Source organism: Belnapia sp. AC561, assembly GCF_979252845.1.
Window position 1 is genome coordinate 64,763 of the sequence record NZ_CEEDBP010000026.1, and the last position, 15,988, is coordinate 80,750.

Annotated in this window: 14 protein-coding genes; 6 read left to right on the forward strand and 8 right to left on the reverse strand. The window is 70.9% G+C overall.

Features of this window, described 5'->3' with window-relative positions:
• Positions 1–90: 90 nt before the first annotated feature.
• The 5 genes from AC0IW9_RS19955 to AC0IW9_RS19975 form a co-directional block, all read right to left on the reverse strand.
• Positions 91–1,497, reverse strand: a complete 1,407-nt coding sequence (locus AC0IW9_RS19955; protein WP_471650048.1) for a PAS domain-containing protein — start codon at positions 1,495–1,497, stop codon at positions 91–93.
• A complete protein-coding gene (locus AC0IW9_RS19960; protein WP_471650049.1) occupies positions 1,487–1,957 on the reverse strand; it encodes a response regulator in 471 nt (156 codons plus the stop codon). The genes AC0IW9_RS19955 and AC0IW9_RS19960 overlap by 11 nt, the downstream gene beginning before the upstream one ends.
• 1 nt (position 1,958) lies before the next feature.
• Positions 1,959–4,223, reverse strand: a complete 2,265-nt coding sequence (locus AC0IW9_RS19965) for an ATP-binding protein (RefSeq protein WP_471650050.1) — start codon at positions 4,221–4,223, stop codon at positions 1,959–1,961.
• A gap of 412 nt (positions 4,224–4,635) precedes the next feature.
• Complete coding sequence (locus AC0IW9_RS19970; RefSeq protein WP_471650051.1) at positions 4,636–6,072, reverse strand: UdgX family uracil-DNA binding protein; 1,437 nt, start codon at positions 6,070–6,072, stop codon at positions 4,636–4,638.
• Entirely contained in the window at positions 6,069–7,319 is a 1,251-nt protein-coding gene (locus tag AC0IW9_RS19975; protein ID WP_471650052.1) for a putative DNA modification/repair radical SAM protein, read from the reverse strand. The genes AC0IW9_RS19970 and AC0IW9_RS19975 overlap by 4 nt, the downstream gene beginning before the upstream one ends.
• An 89-nt stretch (positions 7,320–7,408) precedes the next feature.
• Here AC0IW9_RS19975 and AC0IW9_RS19980 point away from each other — a divergent pair, with 89 nt between their 5' ends.
• The 5 genes from AC0IW9_RS19980 to AC0IW9_RS20000 all read left to right on the forward strand — a co-directional run bounded on the left by AC0IW9_RS19980 (position 7,409) and on the right by AC0IW9_RS20000 (position 11,506).
• Positions 7,409–7,927, forward strand: a complete 519-nt coding sequence (locus tag AC0IW9_RS19980; RefSeq protein WP_471650053.1) for a hypothetical protein — start codon at positions 7,409–7,411, stop codon at positions 7,925–7,927.
• 46 nt (positions 7,928–7,973) lie between these two features.
• A complete protein-coding gene (locus tag AC0IW9_RS19985; RefSeq protein ID WP_471650054.1) occupies positions 7,974–9,026 on the forward strand; it encodes a type III polyketide synthase in 1,053 nt (350 codons plus the stop codon).
• Positions 9,027–9,028: 2 nt separating this feature from the next.
• Positions 9,029–9,712 (forward strand): methyltransferase domain-containing protein, encoded by a 684-nt coding sequence (locus tag AC0IW9_RS19990; RefSeq protein WP_471650055.1) that lies wholly within the window; start codon positions 9,029–9,031, stop codon positions 9,710–9,712.
• Positions 9,709–10,731 (forward strand): NAD(P)/FAD-dependent oxidoreductase, encoded by a 1,023-nt coding sequence (locus AC0IW9_RS19995; protein ID WP_471650056.1) that lies wholly within the window; start codon positions 9,709–9,711, stop codon positions 10,729–10,731. Before AC0IW9_RS19990 ends, AC0IW9_RS19995 begins: the two co-directional genes overlap by 4 nt.
• Before the next feature lie 127 nt (positions 10,732–10,858).
• Complete coding sequence (locus AC0IW9_RS20000) at positions 10,859–11,506, forward strand: hypothetical protein (RefSeq protein ID WP_471650057.1); 648 nt, start codon at positions 10,859–10,861, stop codon at positions 11,504–11,506.
• A 4-nt stretch (positions 11,507–11,510) separates the two neighbouring features.
• On the opposite strand, the gene AC0IW9_RS20005 is transcribed toward AC0IW9_RS20000, so the two are convergent.
• From AC0IW9_RS20005 to AC0IW9_RS20015, 3 genes are read right to left on the reverse strand one after another with little or no spacing between them, the layout of a single operon-like run.
• Complete coding sequence (locus AC0IW9_RS20005) at positions 11,511–12,482, reverse strand: tripartite tricarboxylate transporter substrate binding protein (RefSeq protein ID WP_471650058.1); 972 nt, start codon at positions 12,480–12,482, stop codon at positions 11,511–11,513.
• Positions 12,483–12,532: 50 nt separating this feature from the next.
• Positions 12,533–13,504, reverse strand: coding sequence for a tripartite tricarboxylate transporter substrate binding protein (locus AC0IW9_RS20010; protein ID WP_471650059.1), 972 nt, complete (start codon positions 13,502–13,504; stop codon positions 12,533–12,535).
• A gap of 28 nt (positions 13,505–13,532) precedes the next feature.
• A complete protein-coding gene (locus AC0IW9_RS20015) occupies positions 13,533–14,504 on the reverse strand; it encodes a tripartite tricarboxylate transporter substrate binding protein (protein ID WP_471650060.1) in 972 nt (323 codons plus the stop codon).
• A gap of 149 nt (positions 14,505–14,653) precedes the next feature.
• Between AC0IW9_RS20015 and AC0IW9_RS20020 the strand changes: the two genes are divergently transcribed.
• The gene (locus AC0IW9_RS20020; protein ID WP_471650061.1) at positions 14,654–15,982 is read left to right on the forward strand and encodes an MFS family transporter; all 1,329 of its coding nucleotides are present in this window, start codon (positions 14,654–14,656) and stop codon (positions 15,980–15,982) included.
• The last annotated feature ends 6 nt before the right edge of the window (positions 15,983–15,988 follow it).

Below are 15,988 nucleotides of genomic sequence, written 5' to 3' on the forward strand. Positions count from 1 at the left end.
CGGGTCTTCCCGGACAGCTCCGGGGACCATGCTGGCATTCTTCCGGCGGGTGAAGAAGGTGGCTTGTGCCTGGACTGATATATCCCGAGGCTAGACGGCGATCGCGGTCGCCGGCAGCCCGACCGGCACCTCCAGGTCGCAGACCAGCCCGTCCGGCGTCCAGGACTGGGTCGCCCGGCCGCCGAGCTGGTCGCGCACCGTGCCGTCCAGCACCCGGCTGCCGAAGCCGCGGCGCACCGGCGGCGCGACGATCGGCGGCCCGCCGCTTTCCGCCCAGCGCAGCCGCAGCAGCGCCGGCCCCCGGGCCTGCGGCACCACCCGCCAGGACACCCGCAACCGTCCTTCCGGCACCGACAGCGCGCCGTATTTCAGCGCATTGGTCGCCAGCTCATGCGTCGCCATCGCCAGCGGCTGGGTGGCGAGCGCCGGCAGCGCCACCGGCGGGCCATCCAGCGCCACTTGCTTGCCGTCCCGTTCCAGGAAGGGCGCCAGCTCCCCCTGCAGCAGCAGCCGCAGGTCGGTGCCGGTCCAGCGGTCGTCCGCCAGCAGGGTCTGCGCCCGGGCCAGGGCGGCGACGCGGCCCTCGATCGCCCGGACGTAATGCGGCACGTTGTCCGCCTTGGTCAGCCGCAGCATGGCCTGCACCACGGCCAGCGCATTCTTGGCGCGGTGGTCCACCTCGCGCGACAGCAGCGCCTGGCGCTCCTCCGCGCGCTTGCGCTCCGTCGCGTCGAGCGAGACGCCGGCCATGCGGATCGGCGTGCCATTGGCGGCCCGCACCGCCTGGCCGCGCACCTGCACCCAGCGCAGCGTGCCATCCGGCCAGATGACCCGGTATTCGATGTCGTAGTCGGCGCTTTCGGTGACCGAGCGCGCCAGCGCCGCCTGCACCCGGGCGCGGTCGTCCGGATGGACCGAGGCATAGAGGTCGTCATAGGTCAGCATCGCATCGGCCGGCTGGCCGAAGATGGCGCGGCAGGTCTCGGAAGCCTCGAAGATCTGGCTGCGCAGGTCGAGCTCCCAGGCGCCGAGCCGGCCGGCGTTGAGCGCGAAGCTGAGGCGCTCCTGGCTCTCGCGCTGCTCGCGCCGGCTGCGGGCATCGCTCAGGGCGCGGCTGACCGCGAGCGGCAGCCGTGCCAGCCGCTGCTTCACCACGTAATCCGTCGCGCCCTGCTTGACCGCATCGACCGCGGCTTCCTCCCCCAGCGTGCCGGAGACGAAGATGAAGGGCGTCTCCGGCGCCAGCCGGATGGCAAGCTCCAGCGCTTCCAGCCCGTTGAAGTCCGGCAGGACGTAGTCGGCGATGATGAGGTCGAAATTCTGCCGCGCCAGCGCCCCCTCGTAGGCGGCACGGGTGGTGACGAGATCGATGGCATAGGGGGTCTCGGACCGGGCCAGGTGCGCCGCGACCAGCTCCGCGTCGATCAGGCTGTCCTCGAGGTGCAGGATGCGTCTTCGGCTGGCGTCGCCGGGCCTGATGGCCACGTCAATTTTCATCGGCCGTTCCATCCTGGAGGTCACGCTCCGGCGGGGGTTCGTTCAGCACCGCCCAGAAGGCGCCGATGTCGCGGATCGCCTCGAAGAACTCGCGGTGGCCGACCGGCTTCACCACGAAGGCATTCACCCCAAGCCCATAGCTGCGGATCAGGTCCTGCTCCTCGCGGGAGGAGGTCAGCATCACCACCGGGACGCTGCGCGTCCGCGGCTCCCGCCGGATGCGCTCCAGCACCTCGAGCCCGTCCACCCGCGGCAGCTTGATGTCGAGCAGCACCACCGCGGGCAGCTGCGCGCCCTCGCCGGGCGCGTTGTCGCGGCGGAACAGGATGTCGAGCGCCTCCACCCCGTCGCGCGCGACGACGACGGGGTTGGCCAGGCGGCTGCGTTCCAGCGCGACGAGCGTCAGCTCCACGTCGTTCGGATTGTCCTCCACGAGGAGGACCGGCCTCAGCATCGGCATGCTATGCAACCTCCTGCGTGGGTTTGCCGCCGCGGGGCAGCGTGAACCAGAACGTCGCGCCCTGGCCGGGCCTGGCCTCGGGCCAGATCCGCCCGCCGTGCCGTTCGACGATGCGCTGCACATTCGCCAGGCCGATGCCGATGCCCTCGAATTCCTCCGCGCGGTGCAGCCGCTGGAAGACGCCGAAGAGCTTGTGCGCATAGGCCATGTCGAAGCCGGCGCCGTTGTCGCGGATATGGAAGACGAACTCGTCCGCCGTGGTCTCGCAACCGACCTCGATCACCGCCTGCGGCTGCTTGCGGGAATACTTCAGGGCATTCGACAGCAGGTTCTGGAAGACCTGCCGCAGCATGGCGGGGTCGGCCCGGACCATCGGCATCGGGCCGATCCGCCACTCGACCGCGCGCCCCGCCTGCTCGAGCGCCAGCATCTGCCGCGCTTCGGCAATCAGCAGGGCCGGGTCGAATTCCACCTGCACCAGGGCGGCCCGGCCCATCTGGGAGAAGTTCAGCAGCGCATCCACCAGCCGGCCGGCGGTCTCCGCCGCCTCGATGATGGTGGCGACATAGCGCCGGCCGCGATCGGTGAAGCGCTCCGCCTCGGTCTCGCGCAGCAGCTCGGCGAAGCCGACGATGTGGCGGAAGGGCGCGCGCAGGTCGTGCGACACCGAATAGGAGAAGGCGGCCAGCTCCCGGTTCACCCGCTCCAGCCGGCCGCTCAGCTCGGCGCGTTCCTCGGCCGAGCGCAGCACCACGCCGATGATGGCGTTGCGCAGGTTGCGCGCGGCATCGACCTCCGCCGCGCTCCAGCGGACCGCGCGCCGCCGCACCGTCTCCGTCCAGGTGGCGAAGGAGGTCCGCGGGTTCAGCCGTCCCGGCTGCGTCCCGTCCGGCTGCTTGTTCGGGTCGCCGCCCCAGGTGACGGTGCGGATCATCTCCGGCCGGAACCACAGCACGAAGCTCGGGTGGATCTGGGAGATCGGGATCGCCAGCAGCCCGCTGGCCAGGCCGGCGACGGGGCCGGCTTCCGGCAGCAGGGTGGACAGGGCATTGGTCTCGAACAGCGGCGTCGCGTCGCGCTGCGTCAGCCATTCGGCGAGCCGCCGCACCTCGGCTTCCGGCGGCGTCGCGCCGACCAGGGTGCAGCGGTCGTCGACCAGCACGGCCGCGCCGCTGGCGCCGGTCAGGGCCAGCAGGTCGCCCGGCGCCGCCAGCAGCCCGTCCTCGAAGCGCTCCGTGGTGGTCATGCGCGCCAGCAGCCGGCCTTCCAGCCCGGTCAGCCTGGCCCGCTCCTCGACATGCGCCATCTCCTCCCGCGCGGCGACGCGGACGGCGAACATCTGCGCCACCAGGTCGCAGGCATTCCGCGCGGCGTGGGAGATGCGGCGCGGCTCGGCGTGGTGGCAGGACACCAGGCCCCAGAGCTGCCCGTCGCCACGCTGGATGGAGATCGAGAAGGAGGCCGGCGTGCCCATGTTGCGCATGTATTCGAGATGCACCGGGGAGACGCTGCGCAGGCTGGCGAAGGTCAGGTCCAGCGGCGGCGCCGGCGACCTTGCGAGGATCGGCACCGGCGCATAATCGACATCGGCGATCAGCCGCTGCGGGTTGAGCTCATAGAGCCGCCGCGCCTGGGCCGGGATGTCGGAGGCCGGGAAGCGCAGGCCGAGATAGGAGGGCAGGCGGGTGCCGTTGTCCTCGGCGATGACCGTGCCGTCCCAGTTCTCCTCGAAGCGATAGACCAGGACGCGGTCGAATTCGGTGATGCGGCGCACCTCGGCCGCCGTGCGATCGGCGAGGTCCTGCACCGAGGCGGCGCGGCCCAGCCGCCCGAAGGCATCGCGGACGCCCGGATACAGCGCCTCCAGCGTCGCCGGGGCCTCGCTGCCGGCGGTCTCCACGGACTCGAATTCGAGGATGCAGGACCCGTCCGGCGAGCGATGCCCGATGGCATGGAAGGCCGTGCCGGAATTCATGCGGACGCAGCCCAGCTGCACCGGGCCGGATGGCGGCAGGCGCTGCAGCGCATCGCAGAGCGCCCGGGCCGTGGCGCAATCCAGCACCGCATCCAGTGGCTGGCCGAAGGCCGCCTCGACCGGGACGGTCAGGATGGCGCCGGCCTGGGCGCTGACATGGGTGAGCTGAATGCTCCGCGGCGCCATCGCCAGCAGATGGCCATGCGGCTGGATGCTGCCAGGGATATGGATCGGTTCCTGGTCGCAGGCCCTTCCGGCCTCCAGCGCGGAGGAAGAGCCGTCCGGGCTCACCAGCCCCCCGCGGAGACGGTGGAATGCAACCGGAGTCCATGCGGTTCAGGACTGGATCGGTCCTGCTGCTGCCCCGGAGACATTGCACGACACGACAGCCTGACTGGCAATGCTACGTCCAAGTCGTATCCGGGGGTTGATGTAACCCGTGCATATTCAATCAAGGCGACTAAGTCCAGTACTCTTTGGCAATCCATGCGGGTGGACAGGTACCGGATGATCCCAGATTCCGCCGTTCCCCGGAAACTGACATCGCCGCAAGCCACGTAAGAGTTACGACGGGCCCCGGTGCCGATCTGGCCAGTTACGCATCCCGAAATCGCGAGAATCACGGATTCAATGCTTCACGGAAGGATGCTGTTTCAGAACCGTACTTGGCCGTATCGAGCTTGTCGGTTGTCCTGCCCGCGGATCATTGGACCTCGCGCCAGGCCGCCTTCAGGTCGCCCACGAAGCGTTCGTATTCCCGCGCCTTGCTGTCCGGATCCGGCAGCCGCAGCAGGTAGGAGGGATGCACGGTCGGGAACAGCGGCAGCCCGTCCTCGGTGCGGATCACCTCGCCACGGACCTTGGTGATGGCCATGGCCTTGCCGGTCAGCGCCCGCAGCGCCGTGGCGCCGAGCGAAACCACCAGCCGCGGCGCGACGATCTCCACCTCCCGCCGCAGGAAGGGCTTGTAGTGGGTGATGTCGCCGGAGTCCGGCGTCTGGTGCAGCCGCCGCCGTCCGGTCGGGGTGAATTTGAAATGCTTCACCGCATTGGTGACATAGGCCTCGGCCCGCGGCACCCCGGCTTCCTCCAGCGCCTTGTTGAACATCCGCCCGGCCGGGCCGACGAAGGGGCGCCCGGCTATATCCTCCTCGTCGCCCGGCTGTTCGCCGACGAAGAGCAGCGCGGCGCCGATCGGCCCCTCGCCGAAGACGGCCTGGGTTGCATGTTCGGCCAGCGGGCCACGGTCGGCCAGCACCTCGGCGCGCAATGCGGCGAGGGCGGTTTCGGGGTCTTGCGAGAAGAGATCGGGCATGGGGGTTTCAACGTCCGTCACCAGGGCCCGTTGCCGGCGTTCCGCCGCCGGCGTCGCGCCGCGTTCCACCATTTCGGCCACCCGGCGTGGCGCCTCGGCCATCAAGCGGGCGATGTCCTGCGCCTCCGGCAGGTTCTTCCAGTACTTCTTCGGCATCTCCGCCCGCATCGCCGCGGGCTTCAGCCGGGCCGGGTTGAAGATGCTGGCGTAATAGGCCCGCCAGAGGTCCTCCTGGGCATCCTCGGCCGGGGCATCGGCCCGCCTGCCGCCGGGGCCCATCCGCACCGCCTCGCCATCCCAGTGGGCGCTGGCCTCGGGGGTCAGGATGGACCAGTGCATGCCGGCGAAGCGGCGGATGAAGAAGCCGGTCTCGGCTTCCAGGATGTGGTGGTCGGGCTCGAACCAGGCGACGTAGCGGGTGCCGGCCGCGCTCTCGATCATGCGGAAGCGGACGAAGGCATGCATCTTGTGGGCGTCCCGCCGCACCGCCTTGGCCATGCCCTGGGCGCGGATCACCTCCGGGTCGGTCGCCACCTGCATCAGCCCGGCCTCGCCATGGGTCAACCGCCAGAGCAGCCTGTAGAGCAGGGCGAAGCGTTCCGGGTCGCGGTGGCGGATCGCCACCTCGGCGAGGTCGAGGAAGCCGCGCGGCACGCTGGCCGCGGTCCGGCCTTCGGGCAGGGTGCCGTCGCCGAACAGCCCCGGCGCCTCCGTGGCCAGCCGCCATCCCACGCCATCGGGCGCCACCCCGGCCGCCAGCAGCCGCCGCGCCTCCGTCCGCCAGCCGGGGAAATCCGCCGGCCCGGCCAGCGCGACATCGATCACAGCAGGGCCAGCTGCACCGGCTTCACCGCCTGGGCGAAGCCCGTCCGCGGCGCCACCAGGGCACGCAGCCCGAGGCTGTCCAGCAGCCGCGGCCGATGGTCCGCCGTCACCAGGAAGGGCAGCAGCTTGGCCAGCGGCAGCCGCAGCCGCCCCAGGTCCTCCGAGCGGATGGAGCGGTGCCGCCGTGCCGCGATCAGCTTGTCCACCGTCTTTGTCCCCAGTCCCGGCACCCGCAGCAGCTGCTCCCGCGACGCCTTGTTCACATCCACCGGGAAATCGCCGCGGTGGCGCAGCGCCCAGGCCAGCTTCGGGTCGATCCCGAGGTCCAGCATCCCGCCGTCGCCGCCGCTGAGGATCTCCTCCAGCCCGAAGCCGTAGAAGCGCAGCAGCCAATCCGCCTGGTACAGCCGGTGCTCCCGCACCAACGGCGGCGCCACCGGCGGCAGCAGGCGGGAGGCATCGGGGATGGGCGAATAGGCCGAGAAATAGACCCGCCGCATCCCGTAGCTGGCATAAAGGTTGGACGTGGTCCCCAGCACCGCCCGGTCGTCCGAGGCATCGGCGCCGACGATCATCTGGGTCGATTGCCCGGCCGGGGCGAAGCGCGGCGCGGCGGCGCGCCGTTCGGTCCGCTTCGCCTCCTTCGCCTCGTCGATCCGCACCCGCATCCGGCCCATCGCCCGGCGGATGCCGGAGAAATCCTTCTCCGGCGCCAGCGCGCGCAAAGTCTCCTCCTGCGGCAGCTCGACGTTGATCGAGAGCCGGTCGGCGTATTTCCCCGCCTCGGCCAGCAGGTCCGGCGAGGCATCCGGGATGGTCTTCAGGTGGATATAGCCGCGGAAGCCATGCTCCTCCCGCAGCAGCCGGGCGACGCCGACGATCTGCTCCATCGTGTAGTCCGGGGAGCGGATGATGCCGGAGGAGAGGAACAACCCCTCGATGTAGTTGCGCCGGTAGAAGTCGAGCGTGAGCTGCACCAGCTCCCGCACCGTGAAGCGGGCGCGGTCGACATTGCTCGTCGCCCGGTTGATGCAATAGGCGCAGTCGAAGACGCAGGCATTGGTCAGCAGCACCTTCAGCAGGGAGATGCAGCGGCCATCCGGCGCATAGTCATGGCAGATGCCCATGCCTTCCGTGCTGCCGATCCCGCCCGCCTTGCTGTCCCGCTTGTCGGTGCCGGAGGATGCGCAGGAGGCATCGTATTTCGCCGCATCGGCGAGGATTTCCAGCTTGCGGCGCAATTCCATCGGGGCCCTCCAGTTCTTCATATGTTCTGAAACGAAAGCTTTCAAGCCGCCCGGTGAACCTTCCGCCACGCCGGCGGTTACCGCTTGCGATGTTGAAGAAACCCCGCCTGTCCCCGGTCACCCCGATCCTGGCTATCCTGGCCCTTGCCGTTCCCTTGGCGGGTGCGTCGGCGCAAGCCCCGGCCGCGGCGCCCGCGGCGGGCATGGACGACCCCGCCGCCCGGATCCCGACCGCCACGGCCGAGCCGGTGCAGGCCCCCATCGCCAATCCCGCCTTCCTCACCGGCGACCAGGTGAGCACCATCCTGCGGGCCCGCGGCTATACGGATGTCAGCGGCGTGGTGCAGGAAGGCGATACCTTCCGCATCCCCGAGGCCACCCGCTACGGGGAGAAGGTGCGGAACCTGCGCATCGATGCCCTGACCGGCCAGCCGCGCGAACAGCCCAACCTGACCGAGGCCCAGGCCATCGCCCTGCTGCGCGACCGCGGCTATGTCGAGGTGTCGGAAGTCGGCCGCGAGGGCGATACCATCCGCCTGCGGGGCGTACGCGACGGCACGCCGGTGGAATTGCGCGTCGATGCCCGCACCGGCGCGGTGCGGCAATAGGCACCGGCCTTCGCCACCCCATCTACAGGGGGTGAGACAGAATCCCATGCCGGCCCATATCAACCGCATCGGCACCGCGGTCCCCCGGCATGAGGTGCATGACGCCTTCCGCATCTTCGCCGGGCGGCAGATCACCGATCCGCGCACCCGCACCGCCTTCGCCCGCCTCGCCGAGCGGTCCCATATCTCCCGCCGTTATTCCGTGCTGGAGGCCAATGCGGAGGCCACTGGCACCGTCGACGACTTCTACTTGGTCCACCGCTTCCCCGGCACCGCCGAGCGCATGGCACGCTACGAGGCCGAGGCCCCCGCCCTGGCCGAGGCCGCCTGCGATGCCCTCGGCCTGGCGGAGGAAGCGCCGCGCATCACCCATCTCATCCTCGCCACCTGCACCGGCTTCGTCGCCCCCGGCCTCGACCACCACCTGATCCGCCGCTACGGCATCCCCGGCAGCGTCGAGCGCAGCGTGGTCGGCTTCATGGGCTGCCAGGCGGCGATCAATGCCCTCAAGCTCGCCCACCACATCGTCCGCAGCACGCCTGAGGCGCGGGTGCTGGTGCTGAACCTCGAGCTCTGCACCCTGCACCTGCAGCCCAGCACCGAGATCGAGCAGCTGCTCTGCTTCCTGCTCTTCGCCGATGGCTGCGCCGCCACGCTCGTCACCGCCGACCCCATCGGCCTGGCGATGGAGGGTTTCCACGCCGCGCTGATCCCCGAGGCCGCCGACCAGATCACCTGGCGGATCGGCGACGGCGGCTTCGACATGACGCTCTCGGGCTTCGTCCCGCTCACCCTCGCCCGCGCCCTGCCGGGGGAAAGCGCGGCCATCCTCGGCGGCGCCGCCACCGCCGACTTCGACCTCTGGGCCGTGCACCCGGGCGGGCGCAGCGTGCTGGATGCGGTGATGCATGGGCTGGACCTGCCCGAGGATGCGCTGGATACCAGCCGCGCCGTGCTGCGGGACTACGGCAACATGTCCTCCGCGACGGTCATGTTCGTCCTGGCCCGGATGATGGCGGCACCAAGCGGCCAGCGCGGCTGCGCGCTCGCCTTCGGCCCCGGCCTCTCGGCCGAGACCATGCGCTTCCGCGTCGCCTGAGGATGTTCGGCCAGCGCAGCACCGCCGCCGAATGGATGGACGATGCCGCCGCCACCGAGCCCGAATTCGCCGGCGCGCTGCGCGACCTCGCCCGCATCAACCGGCTCTCGCTGGCCTACCAGCCGACGCTCCGCTGGCTGGATGCGCTGGTGGACCGCACGGGCATCGCCAGCCTCTCCATCCTCGACGTCGGCTCCGGCGGCGGCGACATGCTGGCCGCCATCGCCGCCTGGGCCGAGGGCCGCGGCATCGCCGTCAGCCTCACCGGCCTCGACCGCAGCCCCTGGGCCGCGACCTATACCGCCGCCGCCGGCATCCCCGCCCGGGTCATCACCGCCGATCTCTTCGACCTGCCGGCCGAGGCCCGCTTCGACGTCATCCTCTGCAGCCTCTTCACCCATCACCTGAGCGATCCGCAGCTCGTCCGCTTCCTCCGCTGGCTGGACCATCACGCGGCGCGGGGCTGGCTGATCTCCGACCTGCACCGCCACTGGCTGCCCTGGGGCTTCGTCTGGGGCGCGACCCGGGCGCTGCGGATGGATCCGATGGTGATCCACGACAGCACCATCTCCATCGCCCGCGGCTTCCGCCGGGAGGATTGGTCGCGGCTGGCCGCCGCCGCCGGCACCCCGGCCAGGATCCGCTGGGCCTTCCCCTTCCGCTGGATCGTCAGCCGCGAGCGATGATCTCGACCGCGATCATCGGCGCCGGCCCGGCCGGCTGCGCCGCCGCCATCGCCCTGGCCCGGGCCGGGCACGACGTGCTGCTGCTGGAACGCAGCCCCGCCCCGCGCGAGGTGGTCTGCGGCGAATTCCTGGGCGTCGATGCCGCGGCTGCCCTGGCCAGCCTCGGGCTTGACCCCGTCGCGCTGGGCGGCATCCCGCTGCGCCGGGTCCAGGTCGCGCATGGCGCCCGCACCGCCGCCGCGCCGCTGCCCTTCGCCGCCTGGGGCCTGTCCCGGCTGCTGCTGGACGGTGCCCTGCAGGCCGCCGCCGGCACGGCCCTGCGCCGCGGCATCACCGTGCTCGGCGCCGAGCCCATCCCGGAGGGCTGGCGGCTTCGCACCAGCGCCGGCGAGATCGGCGCGCGTCGCCTCATCCTCGCCACCGGCAAGCATGGGCTGCGCGGCTTTCCCCGCCCCGCCTCGCCCTGGATCGGCCTCAAGCTGCATCTTGCGGGCGTCGAGCCCGGCGATGCCGTGACCCTGCTGCCCTTCGCCGGCGGCTATGCCGGGCTGCAAGCGACGCAAGGCGGCGCCAACCTCTGCGCCGCGGTCCGCACCCGCCCCGCCGACCTGCTCGCCGCCGTGGTGGCCGGCTCGGCGCTCGGCGCCCGGCTGCTGCGCCACGCCGCCCCGCGCTGGGGGAAGCCGCTGGCCGTCGCCGGCATCCCCTATGGCTATCGCCTGCCCGCCGGCGGCCCGCCCGGCCTGTACCGCATCGGCGACCAGGCCAGCGTCATCCCCAGCTTCACCGGGGAGGGCATGGCGCTGGCGCTGCATTCAGGCCTCGCCGCCGCCGCCGCCATCCTCGCGGGGCAGCCGGCCGAGGCCTTCCACGCCGCCTGGCGCCGGCGCAGCGCCGGGCCGATGCGCTGGGCCGGCCTCGGGGCCTGGGCCATGCAGGCGGCGCCCGCGGGCTTCGCCGCGGCGGCCTCCTTCGCGCCGCTGGCGCGGATGGTCGCCCGGCAGACGCGCCTGGCCTGACCGCGCTTGGCCTGATCGCGCTTGGCCTGACCCGGCTGACCGGAAGGTGCGATTCTTCACGCCTCGCTGAGGTGACAGGCCGCGCCGGCGGCGCCCAGCCTGCGGCTTTCGCAAGCAGGACAGGTCCATGCCCTCCATCACGACGGATGCCGAGCTCGCCCGGAACGTGGCGAAGGTGCTGCGGGAAGCCGCCGGCCTGCGCAACACCGCCTTCCAGTACAAGAATTTCGTCGTCACCGGCATCCGCTACGGGGTGATCGCCGATCTGGTCGATGCCGGGCGCATCGCCTGCTCGGTCGGCACCCCGTCGAGCGCCAACCTGCCCGGCGGCAGCCGCGCCGTGGCGGAATACGTCGCCTCGCCGGGCAGCCGGGGCGGCCATGCGCCCGACCAGTTCATCCTGCCGCGCAGCAACTTCGGGGAATTCATCGGCAACGAACGCATGACCATCGTGCATGAGGCAGCGCATGCGATCCACGATGTCTTCCTGGCGATGCCCTGCCTGGCGATCGAGGACGAGGCCACCGCCTGGCTGGCCCAGGCCTTCTATCTCCGCACCTCGAATTCCAGCTTCAGCCTCGGCGGCCTGCAGGTGAACGGCCCGCTCGACCTGGCGCTGAAGCTGGCGGACCGGATCATGGCGCGCAACCCGGCCGGGCTGACCGCGACCGTGCACGAGGCGGAGATCATGCCGCTCAAGGCCGCGGTCGCCATCGACTACGGCTTCCTGGCCGGCGCCGCCGGCATCCTCAGCATCTACGACGGCGTGCCCTGAGGCCTCAGTCGATGCTCAGCCCCAGCCGCGCCACCGTCTCCCGCTCATACCCCACCCGCTCCTGCGCGAATTCGCGGTAGGCGCGCGGGCCGAGGTATTCGTTCGGCAGTTCCCACCGCCGCATGATCGCCTGGCTCGCCTCATCCTCGAAGGCCTTCCGCAGGCTGCGGTGCAGCAGCTCCACCAGCTCCGGCTCCATCCCCTTCGGCCCGACCAGGCCATAGGGGGAGGTCACGCTCATCCCGTAGCCGAGGTCCTTCAGGGTCGGCACCTCGGGGAAGCTCGGCAGCCGGGTCGGCGTCCAGGCGGCCAGCAGCCGGAACTCGCCCGTCTCCACCTGCGGCCGCCAGGATTGGGCGTCGGCCACGATGTCGATCTGCCGGCCGAGCAGCGCCGTCACGCCTTCCTGGGCGCCGCGCATCGGCACATGCGTCATCTCCGCCTTCTCGCGGGCGAGGATGTCCTCCATCGCCAGGTGGTTGGTGGTGGCGATGCCGCTGGTCGAATAGGTCAGCCGCCCCGGCGCCCGCCGCGCCGCCGCCATCAGCTCGGCATGGGTCTTCCAGGGGCTGTCCGCCCGTACCGCGGTGCCGAAGACGAAGCCCGTCAGCTGCATGATGTAGGAGAAATCCGCCACCGGATCCCAGGTCGGCTGCTTCGTCAGGAAGGGGTGCCGCAGGATCGAGAGGTGGTGGTGCGCGATGGTATAGCCATCCGGCTTCGCCTGCTGGATCAGGAACATCGCCGCCCGCGTGCCGCGCGCGCCGGCCATGTTCTCGATGACGATGCTCTGGCCGAGATCCTTGCCCGCGATCTCGAACATCTGCCGGTGCAGCGCATCCAGCGAGCCGCCCGGCGGCCACGGAATCATGCAGCGGATGGTGCGGTTGGGGAACCGCCCCTGCGCGAGCGCCGGCGCGGCCAATGCCGCCCCCGCCGCGCCCAGCAGGGCGCGGCGGCCAAGTCCTTCCTTCATTGTTTCCTCCCAACCCCAAACCCGGCCCCAAACCAGGCCCCAGCGCCGTCCTAACCGTCGAGCGACAGGTTCAGCCGCTTCACCATCGCCTTCTCGTATTCGACCCGCTGGGTCAGGAAGGCGCGGTAGTCCTCGGTGTTGCGATAGACCAGCGGCATGTCGAATTGCCCGCGGATGCGGACATTCTCGGCATCGAACAGCGCCGCCTTGCAGGCATCGTGCAGCACCCGCACCACGCCGGGGTCCATCCCCTTCGGGCCGCTGACGCCATAGGGGGAGGTGACCTCCATGTCGTAGCCCAGCTCCTTCAGGGTCGGCACGCTGGGGAAGCGCGCCGCCCGCTCGCTGGTCCAGACCGAGAGCGCCCGCATGCTGCCGGCCTCGACGAAGGGCGCCCAGGCGCTGCTGTCGCAGACCATGTCCACCTGCCCGGCCAGCGCCGCCGTCACGCCCTCGTTCGAGCCGCGGAAGGGCACGTGCGTGAGCTCGACCTTCTCCAGCTCCTGCAGGGTCTCCATCGCCAGGTGGTTGGTGGTGCCGATGCCGCTGGTGGAATAGGTCAGCTTGCCCGGATTGGCGCGGGCATAGGCGATCATCTCCGGCCAGGTCTGGAAGCGGCTATCGGCCTTGATCGCGGTGCCGAACAGCCAGCCGGTCAGCCCGATGATATGGGTGAAGTCGGCGATCGGGTCCCAGAGCGGCGTCTTCATCATGAAGGGCCGCCGCACCACGGACAGGTGCATCTGCGTCAGGGTATAGCCATCCGGCCGGGACTGCTGCGCGACGGTCATCGGCCCCAGCGTCCCGCCGGCGCCCGGCTTGTTCTCCACCACCACCGGCTGGCCCAGCGCCTTGCTGGCGATCTCGCCCATGGAGCGGAGCTGCGCATCGGCCGAGCCCCCGGCCGGCCAGGGGATCACCAACCGGATCGGCCGGTCGGGGTAGCGGGCTTGCGCAAGCGCGGGGGCGGCGAGGCTGGCGGCAGCCAGGGTCAGTGCCCCGCGGCGGGTGATGATGCTCATTCTTGCTGGACTCTCCCGGTGGTCTTCTTCAGTCGATCCGCAGCTGCAACCGCTGCGCCATGGCCTTCTCGTAGTCCGCCCGGCGCGCGATGAAGCTGCGGTAATCCTCGGTATCATAATACTCCAGCGGCATGTCGAATTGCGCCCGGACCGCGGTATTGGCCGGGTCGAACAGCGCCGCCTTGCAGGCATCATGCAGCACGCGCACCACGCCGGGGTCCATCCCCTTCGGCCCGGCGAGGCCATAGGGGGAGGTCACGACCATGTCGTAGCCCAGCTCCCTCAGGGTCGGCGCATCGGGGAAGCGCGGGGACCGCTCGGCGGTCCAGGCGCAGATCAGCCGCAACTGCCCGCCATCCACCAGCGGCGCCCAGGAGGAGGCATCGGCGACGCTCATCACCTCCCCGGCGGCGACGGCGACCGCGGCCTCGTTCGCCGCCCGGTAGGGGACATGCACCAGCTCGATCCGCTCGCGCTGCGCCAGCTCCTCCATCGTCAGGTGGTTGGTCGTGGCGATGCCGGAGGTCGTGTAGGTCAGCCGCCCCGGATGCGCCCGGGCATAGGCGAGGTAGCCGGCCCAGTCCTTGATCGGCCCATCCGCCTTCACCGCGATCCCGTACATCCAGCCGCACAGGCCGATGATATGGGTGAAGTCGTTCACCGGGTCCCAGGGCGGGTTCCGCACGATGAAGGGCCGCCGGACGATCGAGAGATGCATCTGGCTGATGGTATAGCCATCCGGCTTGGCCTGGGTCGTCAGGTGCAGCGCGCCCATGGTGCCGGAGGCGCCGGTGCGGTTCTCCACCACCACCGGCTGCCCCAGCGCCCGCCCGGCGATCTCCGCCAGCGACCTCAGCTGCGCATCGGCCGAACCGCCCGGCGGCCAGGGGATGATGAGGCGGATGGGGCGGTCCGGGTATCGCCCCTGCCCGAGGGCCGGGCTGGCGAGCAGGCCGCCACCCAACGCCAGGGCCCCGCGCCTGCCGAGATATTCCACCATGGCCATCCCTCCCGCCTGCGGTCCCGGTCATGCGCCGGGCCTTGCTTTTGCCGGCAGTCTGGCGGGATGCCGGGCCAAAAGGAAAAGGATTTTGCCACCCGGCCCGCCGGCCTGCGTTGCAGCCGCCGAAGAGTTCCGGGACAGGTATCATGAACGCCGCAACACCCACCGCCCCGCTGGACGAGGCCGCCGCCCGCCGCCGCCGGATCATGGCCATCGTCGGCGGCTCCTCCGGCAACCTGGTCGAGTGGTACGACTTCTACGTCTATTCCTTCTGCGCCCTCTACTTCGCGCCGGCCTTCTTCCCCTCGGGCGACCGCACCTCCCAGTTGCTCGCCGCCGCCGGGGTCTTCGCCGCCGGCTTCCTGGTGCGGCCGATCGGCGGCTACATCTTCGGCCGGCTGGCCGACCGCCGCGGCCGCCGCTTCTCCATGATGGCCTCGGTGCTGCTGATGTGCGGCGGCTCGCTGATGATCGCGCTGCTGCCGACCCATGCCAGCGTCGGCATCCTGGCGCCCATCCTGCTGACCGTCGCGCGGCTCGCCCAGGGCCTCTCGGTCGGCGGCGAATACGGCACCAGCGCCACCTACATGAGCGAGGTGGCCCAGCCCGGCCATCGCGGCTTCTTCGCCAGCTTCCAGTACGTGACGCTGATCGGCGGCCAGCTCCTCGCGGTGCTGGTCATCGTCATCCTCGAAGCCCTGCTCACGAACGAGCAGATGCGCGCCTGGGGCTGGCGCATCCCCTTCGTGATCGGCGCCATCGCCGCCGTGGTGGCGCTGTTCCTGCGCCGCGCCCTGCATGAGACCCAAAGCGCCGATGCCGCGAAGAAGTCCGAGGCTGGCTCCCTGCGGGCCCTGCTGCGCCACCCGAAGCCGCTGCTGCTGGTGCTCGGCCTGACCGCCGGCGGCAGCCTCAGCTTCTATACCTTCACCACCTTCATGCAGAAGTACTTGGTCAATACCGCGGGGCTGCCGACGCGGACGGTCAGCGCCACCATGGCCTTCGTGCTCTTCGGCTTCATGCTGCTGCAGCCGGTCTTCGGCGCCATCTCGGACCGCATCGGCCGGCGCGGCATGCTCATCGCCTTCGGCGCGCTGGGTGCGCTGATGACGGTGCCGCTGCTGACCGCGCTGGCCGGCGTCCAGTCGCCGGTCATGGCCGGGCTGCTGGTGCTGGCCGGGCTGGCGGTCATCTCCTGCTATACCTCCATCAGCGGGCTGGTGAAGGCGGAGCTGTTCCCCGGCGAGGTCCGGGCGCTGGGCGTCGGCCTGCCCTATGCCGTCGCCAATGCGCTGTTCGGCGGCACGGCGGAATATGTCGGGCTGTGGTTCAAGTCGGTCGGTGCCGAATCCGGCTTCTTCTGGTATGTCACCGGCTTCTTCGTCATCGCCCTGGTCACCGCCTGGCTGATGCCGGAAACCCGGGTGGAGAGCCATCTGAGCCGGGAACACGGCGGCGCCCCGGCCCGGGGCTGAGGCATC